Annotated in this window: 14 protein-coding genes; 9 read left to right on the plus strand and 5 right to left on the minus strand. The window is 60.2% G+C overall.

The window, feature by feature from the left end:
- Nucleotides 1-8 precede the first annotated feature (8 nt).
- The 3 genes from rutB to AGR13A_RS12325 form a co-directional block, all read right to left on the minus strand.
- Nucleotides 9-749, minus strand: coding sequence for a pyrimidine utilization protein B (gene rutB / locus AGR13A_RS12315; protein WP_003492071.1), 741 nt, complete (start codon nt 747-749; stop codon nt 9-11).
- Nucleotides 746-1,837: a pyrimidine utilization protein A gene (rutA, locus tag AGR13A_RS12320; protein ID WP_080835877.1), complete on the minus strand. Its 1,092-nt coding sequence runs from the start codon at nt 1,835-1,837 to the stop codon at nt 746-748. The genes rutB and rutA overlap by 4 nt, the downstream gene beginning before the upstream one ends.
- A 462-nt stretch (nt 1,838-2,299) precedes the next feature.
- A complete protein-coding gene (locus AGR13A_RS12325; protein WP_080835880.1) occupies nt 2,300-2,911 on the minus strand; it encodes a biliverdin-producing heme oxygenase in 612 nt (203 codons plus the stop codon).
- Nucleotides 2,912-3,220: 309 nt separating this feature from the next.
- On the opposite strand from AGR13A_RS12325, the gene AGR13A_RS12330 reads away from it, so the two are divergent.
- The 9 genes from AGR13A_RS12330 to AGR13A_RS12370 all read left to right on the plus strand — a co-directional run bounded on the left by AGR13A_RS12330 (nt 3,221) and on the right by AGR13A_RS12370 (nt 12,151).
- Nucleotides 3,221-4,105, plus strand: coding sequence for a dihydrodipicolinate synthase family protein (locus tag AGR13A_RS12330; protein ID WP_080835883.1), 885 nt, complete (start codon nt 3,221-3,223; stop codon nt 4,103-4,105).
- Between the two features lie 21 nt (nt 4,106-4,126).
- Nucleotides 4,127-4,783: a GntR family transcriptional regulator gene (locus AGR13A_RS12335; protein WP_003492081.1), complete on the plus strand. Its 657-nt coding sequence runs from the start codon at nt 4,127-4,129 to the stop codon at nt 4,781-4,783.
- Between the two features lie 105 nt (nt 4,784-4,888).
- Nucleotides 4,889-6,220 (plus strand): ABC transporter substrate-binding protein, encoded by a 1,332-nt coding sequence (locus tag AGR13A_RS12340; RefSeq protein ID WP_080835887.1) that lies wholly within the window; start codon nt 4,889-4,891, stop codon nt 6,218-6,220.
- Complete coding sequence (locus AGR13A_RS12345) at nt 6,220-7,158, plus strand: carbohydrate ABC transporter permease (RefSeq protein ID WP_035224443.1); 939 nt, start codon at nt 6,220-6,222, stop codon at nt 7,156-7,158. Before AGR13A_RS12340 ends, AGR13A_RS12345 begins: the two co-directional genes overlap by 1 nt.
- A gap of 14 nt (nt 7,159-7,172) precedes the next feature.
- Complete coding sequence (locus AGR13A_RS12350) at nt 7,173-7,994, plus strand: carbohydrate ABC transporter permease (RefSeq protein WP_026363927.1); 822 nt, start codon at nt 7,173-7,175, stop codon at nt 7,992-7,994.
- Nucleotides 7,995-8,023: 29 nt separating this feature from the next.
- Nucleotides 8,024-9,082, plus strand: coding sequence for an ABC transporter ATP-binding protein (locus tag AGR13A_RS12355; RefSeq protein WP_020810161.1), 1,059 nt, complete (start codon nt 8,024-8,026; stop codon nt 9,080-9,082).
- A gap of 21 nt (nt 9,083-9,103) precedes the next feature.
- Entirely contained in the window at nt 9,104-10,063 is a 960-nt protein-coding gene (locus AGR13A_RS12360) for a sugar kinase (RefSeq protein ID WP_080835890.1), read from the plus strand.
- A gap of 142 nt (nt 10,064-10,205) precedes the next feature.
- Nucleotides 10,206-11,264, plus strand: a complete 1,059-nt coding sequence (locus AGR13A_RS12365; protein ID WP_080835895.1) for a P1 family peptidase — start codon at nt 10,206-10,208, stop codon at nt 11,262-11,264.
- A 20-nt stretch (nt 11,265-11,284) separates the two neighbouring features.
- The gene (locus AGR13A_RS12370; RefSeq protein ID WP_080835899.1) at nt 11,285-12,151 is read left to right on the plus strand and encodes a D-amino-acid transaminase; all 867 of its coding nucleotides are present in this window, start codon (nt 11,285-11,287) and stop codon (nt 12,149-12,151) included.
- 7 nt (nt 12,152-12,158) lie between these two features.
- Here AGR13A_RS12370 and AGR13A_RS12375 read toward each other — a convergent pair whose 3' ends face one another.
- Nucleotides 12,159-13,055: a LysR substrate-binding domain-containing protein gene (locus AGR13A_RS12375; RefSeq protein WP_080835902.1), complete on the minus strand. Its 897-nt coding sequence runs from the start codon at nt 13,053-13,055 to the stop codon at nt 12,159-12,161.
- A gap of 244 nt (nt 13,056-13,299) precedes the next feature.
- The gene (locus AGR13A_RS12380; protein WP_080835908.1) at nt 13,300-14,811 is read right to left on the minus strand and encodes a serine hydrolase domain-containing protein; all 1,512 of its coding nucleotides are present in this window, start codon (nt 14,809-14,811) and stop codon (nt 13,300-13,302) included.
- Nucleotides 14,812-15,018 lie beyond the last annotated feature (207 nt).

Below are 15,018 nucleotides of genomic sequence, written 5' to 3' on the forward strand. Positions count from 1 at the left end.
GTTGGATATCAAGCGCTGACGGGTGCGGCCTGCGAGATGACGCCGCAGAAATCATTGACGGTGGCGACCCAGCCGAAAAATTTCTCGACATTGTAGACCGTCGCCTGCTGGATATAGTCCGGCCCGAGATGATGCGTGGCATCCTCCAGCATCACCCCGAAATATTCGAGATGGAAGGCGTCGCGCAGCGAGCTTTCCACGCAGACATTGGTGGCGATGCCGACGAAGACCAGATTGCGGATGCCGCGGGCGCGCAACACGCTGTCCATATTGGTATTGAAGAAACCGCTATAACGCGTCTTCGGCACCAGAATATCGCCGGGCTGCGGCTGCAGCTCGTCGACAATGGCATAGTCCCACGTGCCCTTGGCCAAGAGCTGGCCCTGCAGCTCCGGCCTCTTGCGCATGGTCTTCAGGGCGTTGGACTTATGCCAGTTGGGCGAACCCGGCCCGCCCGCCTCGACATAGTCCTTGTCCCAGCCATTCTGGAAATAAATGACCTGAACGCCAGCCGCCCGCGCCGCATCCAGCGTCTTTTTGATGTTGGCGATGGTGCCCTTGGCCCCGGAAATATCGAAACCGGCCAGATCGACATAACCGCCCTCGGTCGAATAGGCGTTCTGCATGTCGACCACGACAACGGCGGTCTCGCTGGGTTTCAGGGTGATCGGCTCCGGTCGGGCGGGAAGCGTCACGCTTTCCGAACGGCTTTCCGGCCCCTTGTAACCCGCCACAACGGCTTCACTCATTCCGCAGCCTCCAGTGCAGCCTGAACATGCGCGCGGCTCTTCATCAGCGGCTGCACATATTTGCCGAATTTTTCGACGCCTTCGAGGAAGTCGTCGAAGGTCAGCATCACGCCGCCCGTTCCCGGCACTTCGCTCATCTCGTCCAGCATCGCCGCCACTTCCTCATAGGAGCCGATCAGCGTTCCCATGTTGATGTTGACCGCCGAGACGGGATTGGACATGTGCCGGACATTGGTGTCGGAGCCGGATTTGGTATCGACAGCGCTTTGCAGACCGAGCCACTTGATCGCATCCTCATCCGCACCCGCCTTGTAATGCTCCCATTTCGCCCAGGCATCCTCGGATTTTTCCTCGGCAAGCACCATCGTCAACACGACGGATTTAACCTCGCGGCCGGTCTTTTCCGTTGCCGCCAGCAGCCGCTCATTGGTGGGGGCGAAAGCTTTCGGCGTATTAACGCCGACGCCGAAGCAGAAGCTGTAGTCAGCGAACTTGGCCGAAAACGCCATGCCGGAATTGGAGGAACCGGCGCAAATGAGTTTGACGTCGCCCTGAGGCACCGGCTTCATGCGGCAATCGTCCATCTGGAAGAACTTGCCCTTGTAGTCCGATTGTCCGTCTGTCAGCAGCTCTTTCAAGATGGAAGTATATTCGCCGAGATATTCGTAGCGGTCGCCGAAATAATCGTCACCCGGCCAAAGCCCCATCTGGCTATATTCCGGACGCTGCCAGCCGGTAATCAGGTTGATGCCGAAACGGCCGCCGGAAATGGAATCGATGGTCGTCGCCATGCGGGCAACAATGGCCGGCGGCATGACCAGCGTTGCGGCCGTGCCGAACAGCTTGATCTTGGAGGTGACGGCGGCAAGGCCCGCCATCAGCGTGAAGGATTCCAGATTATAGTCCCAGAACTCGGTCTTGCCGCCAAAACCGCGCAGCTTGATCATCGACAGCGCGAAGTCGAAACCATATTGCTCCGCCTTGAGCGTGATCGCCTTGTTCAGGTCGAAGCTCGGTTTGTATTGCGGCGCGTTTTCGGAAAGAAGCCACCCATTGTTCCCGATCGGGATAAAAACACCAACTTCCATTTTGCTGTTCCCTTTTTAGCGTCAGGTGTCTCCTGACTTGACAAAAGAGTAGCAGGTTCTGTGCCAGACCAAATAAAATAATTTTATCAAATGGATAAAATTTTGAGGCGCATCAAGCCTTGACCAAAAGATAAAATTTTTATCATTTGGTAAAAATATTTGCCTGTTTATTCAGCAAATACCGAACACAATCTGCGGGAAATGGGAGACCCTCTAAACGGTCGCAGAGCGTGGCACGGCATCCGAAATGCTCACCTCCGTCATGCCGGACTTGATCCGGCATCCAGCCACGGCGCGTCTGCGCCGTGAGAGGAGTCTTTCGCGATCAAGGACTTGATCGCACTGGACCCCGGATCAAGTCCGGGGTGACGCCGCAAGGATTTTACGACTCAATCGAACACACCCGCGCAACGGGGCACGTCTGCGCGATGAGGACAACAATCGCAAAGCTATGCCAAAACCTCAGACGAGGCGCTGCTGCGCATAAGCATGCACAGCCCGGAAGGCAGCCTCGGCGCCCGCGACAACCCGCTCTTCCTCTTCAACCGTCAGCGAAATTTCATCGAGCGCGGCGGTGAAGGTGCGCCAGTGCAGGCCGCGTCCTTCCGGAGCGCCGGCCAGATGGCGCGCGCCGAATTCTTCGCCAAGCCCAAGCTTCGCCGCATCCTTCAGCAGGAAAGCAGCGCCCAGATTGGAGCCTTCGACCACATAAAGCCAGCCCATGGCCTCGGGCAGATCGAACGGCGTTTCACCGGTGAAGCGCGGTTCGGCCGTTTCGGGAATGGCAAGACCGAGATCGGCGAGGTCCTGCTCGATCATGGAGAGGCGGCGGCGGCCCTTGAGATCGGGAAGCAGGCCGTCAAGCGTCGCATTGGAGAAGAAGACATCGAGGTCACGATGGAAAAGATACTGCGTTTCCACGAATTTGCCGAAGTTCTCCCGGCTCTCGAACGGCTTGGACGCCATGATAAAGGCATCGAGACCGCCATGGGCGCCGCGCGTTGCCGCCTTGAGGCGCTTGACACGGCTCTGCTCGATCTCTGCTACAGGCGCTGACGGCTCCGCAATGGTCATGATGATAGTCCCTTTATCCCTATATTCAGACTGCCTGATAAAAATCTTTACTCCAACAGTCAAATTTTATTTTCGCATTTATCCGCTTGCCTCCGCAAAGAGGATAGACCAACCGACCGTCTGATAGAACAGCACCCACTTCGACCGATGGCGCGGTTCCATCCCCAACCTCGCAGGCTTGCTCCTCAACCGGATTTCAAGGCGAGTTCCGTCATCGCCACCCCTCGATCAATCAAACTGCAATCACCTCTTTACAACTAACATGTCAGTGCGCTATCAATTCGCGGTCACCTTGGAGGAGCATCTTAATTGACCCAGAAATTCGGCCTTTCGGCAGCCTTGACAACCCCTTTCAAAACGGACGGAACGGTCGATATCGACGCCATGATCGCCCATGCTCGCCGCTGCCTTGAAAATGGCTGCGACAGCGTAACGCTCTTCGGTACCACGGGCGAAGGTTGCTCGGTCGGCAGCCGTGAACGGCAGGACATTATCTCCCGCTTCATCGCGGCAGGCATTGCGCCCTCCCGTCTGGTCACCGGCGTTCTGGTGGATTCCATCGAGGACGCGGCCGAGCAATCGGCCGAAGCCCTGAAGGCAGGCGCCCGCAATATTCTTCTCGCCCCGCCCTCCTATTTCAAGAATGTCAGCGATGACGGCCTGTTTGCATGGTTCTCGGCGGTCTTCGAAAAGATCGGCAAGGGCGCGCGCGATATTCTCGTCTACAACATCCCCTCCGTGACCATGGTGACACTGTCGGTCGAGCTGGTGGGACGGCTGAAAAAGGCATTCCCCGGCATCGTCACCGGCGTGAAGGACTCCTCCGGCAACTGGAGCCATACCGAGCGTCTGCTGAAGGACCATGGCGATCTCGCCATCCTGATCGGCGATGAGCGCGATCTCGCGAGAGGCGTCCGCCTCGGCGGCCAGGGCGCCATTTCCGGCGTCGCCAATTTCCTGACGCAGGAAGTCCGCGCCATGGCCGTCGATGGCAAGGACGATCAGCGCATCGTCGATCTTGTTGTGGAACTTCTGAAATTCCCGGTTACGCCCGCCGTCAAGGTGCTGGTATCACACACGACAGGCGAAAATATCTGGGCGGACGTGCGCGCGCCGCTCGTCGCCATTTCACCGGAGGACCGGCGGCAGATCGAAGGCGCTTTCGATGCGCTGTTTCGCAAACAGGCCGCCTGAACAGACCTTGAAAGGTTGAGCATGGAAGATACCGGCGAACAGACATTGCGGGAACGGGCGTATGAGAGCTTTACGCATCACCTTCTCTCGCGCGACGTTCGCCCGGGGCAATTCATCTCGCAGCGCCGCCTCGTGGAATTGACGGGTCTACCGCTCGGCGCGATCCGGGAGGCAATTCCACGGCTGGAGGCGGAGGGCCTGATCAAGACCGTACCGCAACGGGGGTTGCAGGTCGCCCATATCGACCTCAACCTCATTCGCGAGGCGTTCCAGTTCCGTATCTTTCTCGAAAAGGAGGCCGTGGCGCTCTTTACCCGTTCGGCCTCCGACGAAACCATCGCAAAGCTCCTGAAACAGCATCGCGATATCGCCGAAGCGGCTGAAAACGGCGGGGAATCACCGGAACTGGACCAGCATGCACAGCAGGTGGACTGGGGCATGCACGATGCCTTCATCGATGCGCTCGGCAATTCGATCATCTCGAACGCCTATCGGGTCAATTCCATCAAGATGCGCCTCATCAATCAGGAGCGATTCCGCATCGCCGGCCATGTGAAATCGGTGATGAAGGAACATCTCGCCATTCTCGAAGCCATCGAGAGGCGATCCGTCGAAGACGCCGTGGAGCGGCTGACCGCCCATATCCGCAACGCAAGGGACAGGGCGCTGGCGGTTTAGGGCAATGCCGGCAGGGACTGAAGAGGGTTCTGCGCCGGGATTGCATGAAAATAAGCAACAAGCCGGGGTGAGGAGAATTTCCGGCTAATCTGGAGGAGAACTGACATGACGCATTCATTGCTCAACCCCACGCGTCGCGCCTTTCTGGCAGGCACGGCGGCGCTTGGTGGCGGCGCGATGCTCGGCATTCGCCCGGCATCGGCAGCGGTGAACTGGAAAAAACACGCCGGCACCACGCTTGAGGTCAATCTCGTCAAAAGCCCGCGCAGCGAAACGCTGATCAAATATCTCGGCGAATTCGAAGAGCTGACCGGCATCAAGGTCAATGCCGAGGCAACGCCGGAGCAGCAGCAGCGCCAGAAAGTCGTCATCGAGCTTTCCTCCGGCAAGCCAAGCTTCGACGTCGTGCATCTGAGCTATCACGTGCAGAAGCGCCAGTTCGAAAAGGGCAAGTGGCTGGCCGATATCAGCGGTTTCCTGAAAGATCCGTCACTGACCGATCCGTCGCTCGTCGAAAAGGATTTCGCCGAAGCCGGCATGTTGTTTGCCAAGGATAGTGACGGCGTGCTGCGCTCGCTGCCCTTCTCGGTGGATTACTGGATCGTTTACTGGAACAAGGAACTCTTCGAGGCCAAGGGCCTGAAATACCCTGAAACCTTCGAGGAGCTGGTAACGGCGGCGGAAAAGATCACCGATCCCGCAACCAACACCTATGGTTTCGTCGCCCGCGGCCTGAAGAACGCCAATACCCCCGTCTGGACCTCGCTGATGCTGGGTTACGGCGCAAAGCCGATCGGCGCGGATGGAAAGATCGACACCGAATCCAAGGAAGCGGTGGAAGCAGCAGCGCTTTACCAGCGCCTGATGACCAAGGCAGCCCCTCCCGGTGTCTCCGGCTTCAACTGGGCGGAAGCGCAGTCGGCCTTCCTGCAGGGCAAGATCGGCATGTGGTTCGATGGCGTCGGTTTTGCACCGCCAATCGAGAACCCGGAAAAATCCCGCGTCGTCGGCAAGGTCGGTTACGGCGTCATGCCGAAGGGCCCTGCAACCCAGGCCGCCGGCACCTTCGGCGATGGTCTTGGTGTTGTCGAAGCCAGCAGCAAGAAGGAAGCCGCCTATCTCTTCTGCCAATGGGCGATTTCGCATGAAATGGGTGCGCGTCTGTTGCAGGCCGGCGCCGGCGTTCCCTTCCGCCAGTCCATCCTCGAAGACCAGAAGGTGCGCGAAGGCGTGAAGATGCCGGCTGCCTGGCTGGATGCGGTCGTCGGTTCCGGCAAGGTCTCGCAGCTTGCGCTGCCCGTCATCATTCCGGTGACGGAATTCCGCGACATCTACGGCGTCGGCCTCACCAACATGATCGGCGGCGCGGACCCGGCAGCCGAACTCAAGAAGGCGACGGAACAGTTCGCACCCGTTCTGGCGCGTAGCGAGGGATAATGGCCTCCGTGAGCATCGAAAACACCAAAACAGGCGTCAGTCGTAAAGAAGGGAGCAGGCCGGCAAGGCTTGCTCCCAACTACTGGCCCTTTGTCATACCGGCACTTGTCGTCATATCAGCCGTGATCGTTTTTCCATGGGTGTTCACCCTCTGGATGAGCGCACATCGCTGGACGCTCGGACAGGAGCAGAGCTTTATCGGTTTCGAGAACTACATCCGGCTCGCCAGTGACGGACGGTTCTGGGAATCGCTCTGGCACACGCTCATCTATACCGTGCTGTCGGTCGTCGCTCCGCTGTTCCTCGGAACATTGGCGGCGCTGGTTTTCGATGCGCAGTTTCCGCTGCGCGGTTTCCTGCGCGGCGTCTTTGTCATGCCGATGATGGCGACCCCGGTCGCCATCGCGCTCGTCTGGACCATGATGTTCCACCCGCAGCTCGGCGTCCTGAACTATCTGCTCTCCTTCGTCGGCATCGGCCCGCTGGAATGGATCTACAACCAGTCCACCGTCATTCCTTCGCTGGTGCTGGTGGAAACCTGGCAGTGGACGCCGCTCGTCATGCTGATCGTGCTTGGTGGTCTCGCTGCCGTGCCGCGCGAGCCCTATGAGAGCGCCGAAATCGACGGCGCCAATGCCTGGCAGAAGTTCCGTTACCTGACCATGCCGATGATTGCGCCGTTCCTGATGATCGCCGTCATCATCCGCTCCATCGACGCCGTCAAAAGCTTCGACATCATCTATGCGATGACGCAAGGCGGACCCGGCACGGCGTCCGAAACCATCAACATCTATCTCTACAACACGGCATTCGCCTATTACGACATCGGTTACGGCTCGGCCATGGCCGTCGTCTTCTTCATCATCATCGTGGCGCTGTCCTTCGTGCTTTTGATGGTGCGCCAGCGCTCGCAATGGAACGAGATGGAGGATCGCTGATGTCTGGAAAAATCCTGAAACGCAAGACGCTTGATCGCATCGGCCTGTTCTTCGTGGCGCTGGTGATGATCTCGCCGGTCATCCTGTTCTTCATGTGGATGATCTCGCTGTCGCTAAAATATGAAATCGACAACGGCGCCTATCCGCCGATCCTCATTCCCGAACGTTTCGCCTGGTCGAATTATGTAAAGGTGTTCGAGGAGAATAATTTCTTCCTCTATTTCTGGAACTCGGTCCTCGTCACTGGTGCCGCCACCATTCTGGCGCTCGTCATCGGCGTACCCGCCGGTTACGGCATCGCCCGGCTGAAGGCGGAAAAATCCGCCGTCGTCATCATGATCGCCCGCATGACGCCCGGCCTCTCCTTCCTCATTCCGCTGTTCCTGCTGTTCCAATGGCTGAACCTCTTGGGCACACTCTGGCCGCAGATCATCATCCATCTGGTGGTGACGGTACCGATCGTCGTCTGGATCATGATCGGTTATTTCGAGACCACGCCGAAGGAATTGGAAGAGGCGGCAAGCATCGACGGCGCATCCTCCTGGCAGGTGTTCCGGCTGGTGGCGCTGCCGATTGCCAAGCCCGGCATCGTCGTCTCCTTCATCCTTGCGGTCATCTTCTCGTGGAACAACTTCGTCTTCGGCATCGTGCTGGCCAGCCGTGAAACGCGCACCCTGCCGGTCGCGGTCTACAACATGCTGTCCTTCGAACAGGTGAGCTGGGGGCCGCTGGCCGCAGCCGCGCTGATCGTGACGCTGCCGGTGTTGCTGCTGACCATGTTTGCACAGAAACAGATCGTGGCGGGCCTGACCGCCGGCGCCGTCAAGGGCGGCTGAACCAACAAATTATAACGGGAACCTTTACAATGGCACCGGTCAATATCCTGAACGTCCAGAAGCGCTTCGGCGCGGTCAACATCATCCACGGCATCGATATCGACATCAAGGATGGCGAATTCGTCGTGCTCGTCGGCCCTTCCGGCTGCGGCAAATCCACCCTGCTGCGCATGATCGCCGGACTGGAAGAGCTGAGCGACGGCGAAATCCACATCGGCGCGCGCGAGGTCAGCCACCTGCCCGCCCGCGACCGCGATATCGCCATGGTGTTCCAGAACTACGCCCTTTATCCGCATATGACGGTGAAGGATAATATGGGCTTCGCGCTGAAGCTGAAGAAGGTGAGCGCCGAGGAAACCAGGGCGAAGGTCGACAGGGCCGCCGCCATTCTGGGGTTGGAAAAGCTGCTCGACCGTTATCCGCGGCAGCTTTCCGGCGGCCAGCGCCAGCGTGTCGCCATGGGCCGCGCGCTGGTGCGCGATCCGCAGGTGTTCCTGTTCGACGAGCCGCTTTCCAACCTCGACGCCAAGCTGCGCGTGCAGATGCGCGGCGAGATCAAGGCCATGCACCAGCGCATCGGCACCACCACCATTTATGTCACCCACGACCAGGTGGAAGCCATGACCATGGCAGACAAGATCGTGGTGCTGCATGATGGCGTCATCGAGCAGATCGGCGCGCCGCTCGAGCTTTACGACAATCCCGCCAATCTCTTCGTTGCCGGCTTCATCGGTTCGCCCGCCATGAATTTCATTCGCGGCCGCGTCGAAGAAGGCGTTTTCCGCACCGCAAAGGGCCTCAGCCTGCCGCTGCCCGCCAATGCCGATATCGGCACGCTCGGCGGCCGCGATCTCGTTTATGGCGTGCGGCCGGAACATATCCGCGCCGCCGAGACCGGTATCGAAGGACGGGTCGAACTGGTCGAAGGCACGGGCTCGGAAATCTACGCCAAGCTCAATTGCAAGGGCGACGAGATCGCCTGCCTGTTCCGCGAACGCCTCAATGTCCGCTTCGGCGATACGATCCACATTGCCATCGATCCTGCAACCGTGCATCTGTTCGACAAGGACAGCGGCAAGCGTATCTGACAGATCACGGGAGTGAACAGCATGGCAGACAAACAGGGCGGCAAGCATGTGCTGTGCGTCGGAGCCGCCGTGCTTGATACCCTGTTTCGCGTGCATGAGATGCCCAAGGGTGAGGGCAAGGTTTTGCCCTACGAGATGTTGCAGATCGCCGAAGGCATGGCGTCGAGCGCCGCCTATGCCGTGCATCTCATGGGTGGCCGCGCCAGCCTGTGGGGTGCGGTGGGCGATGACGAGACCGGTACCCGCATCCTGCGCGATCTCGCCGAAAGCGGCATCGATGTTGCCGGCATGACGATCGCTTCCGGCGCGCGCTCGGCACTCTCGACGATCATCATCGACGACCGGGGAGAACGGCTGATCGTGCCTTTCTATGATCATCGGCTGCATGAGAAAAAACGCTCCTGCACGCCGGAAGATATTGCCCCTTTCGACGCCGTTCTGGTGGATGTGCGTTGGCCGGAACTGGCGCTCGATGTTCTGACTGTGGCACGCACTCTGGGCAAACCAGCCATTCTGGATGGCGACGTTGCACCCATCGAAACCCTTGAGAAGCTGGCCCCTGCCGCAACCCATATCGTCTTTTCCGAACCCGCCGCCGCCGGGCTGACGGGCATCGAAACTGTAAAAGACATGCTACCGGTGCTACACGCCCGCTATCCGCAAACCTTTATCGCCGTCACCGCCGGACCGGCAGGTTGCTGGTGGACAGAGGCCGGCGATCCGACCGTGCATTTCCAGACGACGATGCAGGTTAAGGCAGTGGATACGCTGGCGGCGGGCGACATCTTCCACGGCACCTTTGCGCTGGCGATGGCTGAGGGTATGGAAAGCCGTGCGGCCATCCGGCTCTCCTCCGTTGCCGCCGCGCTGAAATGCACGATCTTCGGCGGCCGCATCGGCGCACCCACGCGCGAAGAGACTGAAGAAGCCTTGCGGCAATGGCTGGAGCGTGAAGACGAACCCACGCAACGCGCCTCCTGAGCGCATCCATTGCCCGCATAAAACTATTCCATTTTTGCGATGCCGTTTCGCGGAGAACTAGGCTAACGTTCGGACAGGCAAAGCTTTTCGCAAGCCGCGCCCGCTCCAATTTCAGCCTGCATTCCGCAAAAGTGATCGCCCGATGCATCAGACGACCCGCCCGAGACTGCGCGATATCGGTTTCCGGCCCGGCCATTTCGAGACCGGCCCGCTCAACGCCATCACCGATGTCGAAGGCGTGACCATCGGCCATTCGACCGTCATCGAAGGCGACACGATCCGCACCGGCGCAACCGCGATCCTTCCGCATGGCGGCAATCTCTTTCAGGACAAGGTGCCCGCCGCCTTCGCCGTCTATAACGGCTTCGGCAAATTTGCCGGCTCGACCCAGATCGAGGAACTCGGCGAACTCGAAACACCTGTTATCCTCACCAATACGCTGGCGACAGGCCGGGCCATCGAGGCGATCAACCATCATACACTGGCGCAGCCGGGCAATGAAAAAGTGGTGTCGATCAACTCGGTCGTCGGCGAGACCAACGATTCCCGCCTGAACGACATCCGCGCTGGACGCCCGAACGTCGAGGAAATCTCGGCCGCGCTGAAAAACGCCGCGACAGGCCCCGTGGCCGAGGGCGGCGTTGGCGCCGGAACCGGCACGGTGGCCTTCGGCATGAAGGGCGGCATCGGCACCGCATCCCGCATCGTCACCATCGCCGGGGCGACCTATACGCTCGGCGTGCTGGTGCAGTCTAATTATGGCGGCCATCTGCTGGTCTGCGGCACGCCTTATGCCAGCCCTGATCATAAGGACAAGGACGGCTCGATCGTCATCATTGTCGCCACCGACGCGCCACTCTCCTCCCGCAACCTGAAGCGTCTGGCGGCCAGAAGCTTCGGCGGGCTGGCGCGCACGGGTGCAGCACTCAGCAATGGCTCCGGCGATTATGCGCTGGCATTCTCCACCGATGAGCGCCTTCGCCGCACGCCTGCGCGCCGCAAGGCCGTCGCAGACTATCCAGAGCTTTCCAACGATGCGATTTCGCCGCTCTTCGAAGCCGCGATAGAGGCGACGGAGGAAGCGATCCTCAATTCGCTCTGCGCGGCCAATACGACAACCGGCTTTAATGCCGGCACCGGCAAGGCCTCTAGGGTCGAGGCCATTTCCATCGACGCCCTTAAAACCCTTCTTTCAGCCTGACTTTTCCAGACGGAGTTTTCATGACTAGCCCATCCGGTCGCATCGTTTACGTCAACGGCGAATTCCTGCCCGAAGCGGACGCCCGCCTTTCCATCTTCGACCGCGGTTTCCTGTTCGGCGACGGTATTTATGAAGTCACCTCGGTTCTGGAAGGCAAGCTGATCGACAGCGACCTGCATATGGCCCGGCTGGAGCGCAGCGCCCGCGAAATCGACGTGCCGCTGCCGGTCACCACGAAAGAGATCGTCGAGGCCGAGCGCCGCCTGATCACAGACAACAACCTCGTCGAAGGCATGATCTACCTGCAGCTGACGCGTGGTGCCGAAGACCGCAATTTCCTTTTCTCCGCCGATCTGAAGCCGACGCTGGTCATGTTCACCCAGGCCAAGAAGCTGATCGGCACCCCGGTCGAAGAAGCCGGCATCGCCGTCAAATCGGTTCCCGACCAGCGCTGGGAACGTCGCGACATCAAGACCGTCTGCCTGCTGCCGCAGGTCATGGCGAAACGCATCGCCAAGGCCGAGGGCTGCGACGAAGCCTGGATGATCGAGGATGGTTTCGTCACCGAAGGCGCGTCCTCAACCGCCTATATCATTACCGGCGACAAGAAGATCATCACCCGCGGCAACAGCAACAAGACCCTGCCCGGCTGCACCCGCCTCGCCGCCCTGCAACTGGCCAGGGAAGCCGGCTTCACGCTGGAAGAGCGGCCCTTCACGCTGGAAGAGGCGTTGAATGCCGATGAGGCCTGCCTGACCAGCGCCTCCAACTTCGTGGTCTCGGTGACGAAGATCGACGGCAAGCCGGTGGGTAACGGCAAGCCCGGCCCGCTCGTCAGCCGTCTGCGCGCGCTCTATCTGGAAAACGCCCGCCGCACCGCGATTTAAGCAAACATCAGCCTTCGAGAACCGCCCATATACGCTCGACCACAGGCCGGCGGTTCTCCTTGGAACGATAAAGCCGGATATCGACGGCAATATCGAAACTGTCATCGGCCGCACGCACCAGCGCGCCGCTGCCCAGCTCCTGCCGCATCAGGCTTTCCGGCACCCAGGCGACACCCCAGCCGGCCATCGCCATGGCTTTCAGCCCCACCGACATGCTGCCCTCATGCACCCGCTCGAATTGCGGCAGGCGCGCGCTCAGGAGATCGCGCAGCAACGGCCCGAAGAAAGAGGCCTTTTCATAATCCAGATAGGCGAAGGGCTTTCGCGCATTTTCCACGAGTTCATGCAGCGGTGAACCATCTTTCGCCGGCGCGGAAACGGGAATGATGTTTTCCGCACCCAGCACGCGGAACTCGAAGGTCTGCGCATCGAGCAGCATCGGCACTTCGGGATGGGCATAGGTCAAAAGGAAATCGCTCTGCCCGTCCACCAGCGAATTGAGGTTTTCCTCCATGCTGCCGGAATCAGGCCTCAACACTGAAAACAGCGGTCCCGCCTTTTCGTTCACCCGCTTCAGCCAGTCGGGAAAGAAGGTGAAAGACAGGGTATGCAGCGCCGTCAGCCGCACCGTTCTGGCGTCCGCCCCCTCTTCCTGAAGAAGCGTGCGCCGGGCATGATAAAGCTGCTTCAGCGTTTCCTGCGCCACCGGCACGAATTTCACGCCCGCTTCGGTCAGCCGGGAAGGATAGGAAGCGCGATCAACCAGCGTGGCACCCACCCAGGCCTCCAGCTGCTTGATACGCCGGCTGAAAGCGGATTGCGTCACATGCCGCTCATCCGCCGCCTTCGAGAAATTGAGCGTTCCGGCCAGCGCCAGGAAATCCTCGAGCCATTTGACTTCCAAGGGCCTGTTCTCCCACAAAGATGTTGTCCCGGCCTGTCGGGAACACGGGTCTTTATTAGGAGCAATGGAAGCCGATTGAAACCCTTTAGAAAGCTTCGGGTCGTTTAGCAAACTGACTAGAGCCCGCTTACGTCATCCTCGGGCTTGCCCCGAGGATCCACAACCACGCGCGACAATGGATCCTCGGGTCACGCCCGAGGATGACGTCGCGTTTGCGGGACACGATGGGATCGGTTTCAGACCGTTAGCGGCTTCGCGAATATTCAATCATCCGCGCCCGGCTGGAAACCAGCTCGATCCGGTCATCGCCCAGACGATTGAGGCAGACGCGCTTCGTCCACGGCCCATCAATCAGCGTGAAGAGGAAACGGCCATTGCCGAGCGCCTTCAGAGGCATGCTGCGACGCGTGGGGCCGATGCCCATCGTCAGCAACGTGCCGCTGATCGAAAATTCGGCGCCCTCATCGGAGCGCCATGATCCCGAAAGATCATCCGGCACCGCATGATCGCCGACCGGCAGGAAGCGGCGAGCGGCGTGACCGGCCTCACCGACAATCGCGTCACCGTCTAACCTGAGACGCATCGGAGAAGATGCGGAGCGGGAAGAGACCCAGCCATCGACATCTTCATAAAGCGTGTCGTCGCCATCGATAAAGGTGGATGTGCTGCCCTTGATTTCCAGCCACCACGGCCCGCTTTCGGTCACGTAAAGGCCTTCCGGCAGGCTGGCGGCCGGCTTGGGCAAAGGCAGGCCGGTGAGGGCCGCCATGCTTTCAAGCGCGATCTTGAAGCCGTTGGTGTCCTCTCGGTTCGACACCACGACAAAACCCGTGCCATTTTCCGGATCGAGCAGGAAATAGGTCTTGTAGCCCGGATGCGAACCGCCATGGCCGACGAAGCGCCTGTCTCCCAGATGCGACCAGCGCAGGCCGAGACCATATTCGCTCATCCGCCCATCCGCGAGCGGCCGCTCGGCCGAAAGCGCGTCAAGAACACCCGCGAAGCTGCCCTCGCCGCGCATCAGACCCTGCAACCAACGGGTAAGTGCTTCGGCGCTGCCCGCAAGGCTACCCGAAGCGGAAATATGCAGGCCGGCGGCCGAAAGCTGCCAGTTGTCTTCGGCTTTCCAGTAACCCGGCACCAGCCCGTCGACTGGATCGTTCCAGACATCCGGCGCCTTCAGAAACACGCCAAAGGGATCGGCAATCTGTGTCTGCACAAAATCATCGAAACGGAAACCGCGACGCTCCAGCGCCGCCTCCACCAGCCGGTAACCGGTATTGGAATAGGACACCTCGCTGCCGGCCGGGAAATTCAGCCGGTTTAGCCGCGACAGATAGTCGAGAAGCGGTCCGGCCTTCGTTTCCGTATAGACGGAAAGGCCAAGCAGCGAGAGGCATTCACGCGTATCCGGCAGGCCGCCACTCATATCCAGCGCCTGCCCCACCGTCACCTCGCGAAGCGGTGATTGCAGCTCCGGCAGATGTTTGCCGAGTGGGTCGTCGAGGCCGATCAGATCGGAATGCGCAAGCACCATGGCGCAGAAGGCATGTTTGGTAACGGAGGCATAACGCACCACGCTCTGCGGCGTGAAAGGTGCGAATGTCGAAAGGCTCTCGACACCGCCCGCATGGGCGAAGCGAATGCCATCGAGATCGAAACCGATGACCGCCCCGCCCGGCTCGTTGCCCGCCCATTGCGAGGCGAAGCTCTCTGAAAGGGTTGAAGCGGCGTTCCAGTCGAATGGCTGTGGCATGGTTCGGTCTCGTGTCTTTTCGTCTTTACAGAAAGCCTCGGCATCGCCGCTTGTTTCTTCTCCCCGAGGGGGAGAAGGTGGCCCGAAGGGTCGGATGAGGGGGCAACGCCAGCGATAGACCGCACCCTTGCACGCACACACCACGCGCGCGCGCGCGCGCGCGCGCGCGCGCGCGCGCGCGCGCGACGTCGCGTCGTCGTACGTCGT

The organism is Agrobacterium genomosp. 13 str. CFBP 6927, assembly GCA_900012615.1.
GTDB lineage: Bacteria > Pseudomonadota > Alphaproteobacteria > Rhizobiales > Rhizobiaceae > Agrobacterium.

Bases quoted from the DNA above. Each gene is read 5' to 3' on its own strand.
- rutB (WP_003492071.1), bottom strand. From the start codon at position 749: ATGAGTGAAGCCGTTGTGGCGGGTTACAAGGGGCCGGAAAGCCGTTCG.
- rutA (WP_080835877.1), bottom strand. From the start codon at position 1,837: ATGGAAGTTGGTGTTTTTATCCCGATCGGGAACAATGGGTGGCTTCTT.
- AGR13A_RS12325 (WP_080835880.1), bottom strand. From the start codon at position 2,911: ATGACCATTGCGGAGCCGTCAGCGCCTGTAGCAGAGATCGAGCAGAGC.
- AGR13A_RS12335 (WP_003492081.1), top strand. From the start codon at position 4,127: ATGGAAGATACCGGCGAACAGACATTGCGGGAACGGGCGTATGAGAGC.
- AGR13A_RS12340 (WP_080835887.1), top strand. From the start codon at position 4,889: ATGACGCATTCATTGCTCAACCCCACGCGTCGCGCCTTTCTGGCAGGC.
- AGR13A_RS12345 (WP_035224443.1), top strand. From the start codon at position 6,220: ATGGCCTCCGTGAGCATCGAAAACACCAAAACAGGCGTCAGTCGTAAA.
- AGR13A_RS12355 (WP_020810161.1), top strand. From the start codon at position 8,024: ATGGCACCGGTCAATATCCTGAACGTCCAGAAGCGCTTCGGCGCGGTC.
- AGR13A_RS12360 (WP_080835890.1), top strand. From the start codon at position 9,104: ATGGCAGACAAACAGGGCGGCAAGCATGTGCTGTGCGTCGGAGCCGCC.
- AGR13A_RS12365 (WP_080835895.1), top strand. From the start codon at position 10,206: ATGCATCAGACGACCCGCCCGAGACTGCGCGATATCGGTTTCCGGCCC.
- AGR13A_RS12370 (WP_080835899.1), top strand. From the start codon at position 11,285: ATGACTAGCCCATCCGGTCGCATCGTTTACGTCAACGGCGAATTCCTG.
- AGR13A_RS12380 (WP_080835908.1), bottom strand. From the start codon at position 14,811: ATGCCACAGCCATTCGACTGGAACGCCGCTTCAACCCTTTCAGAGAGC.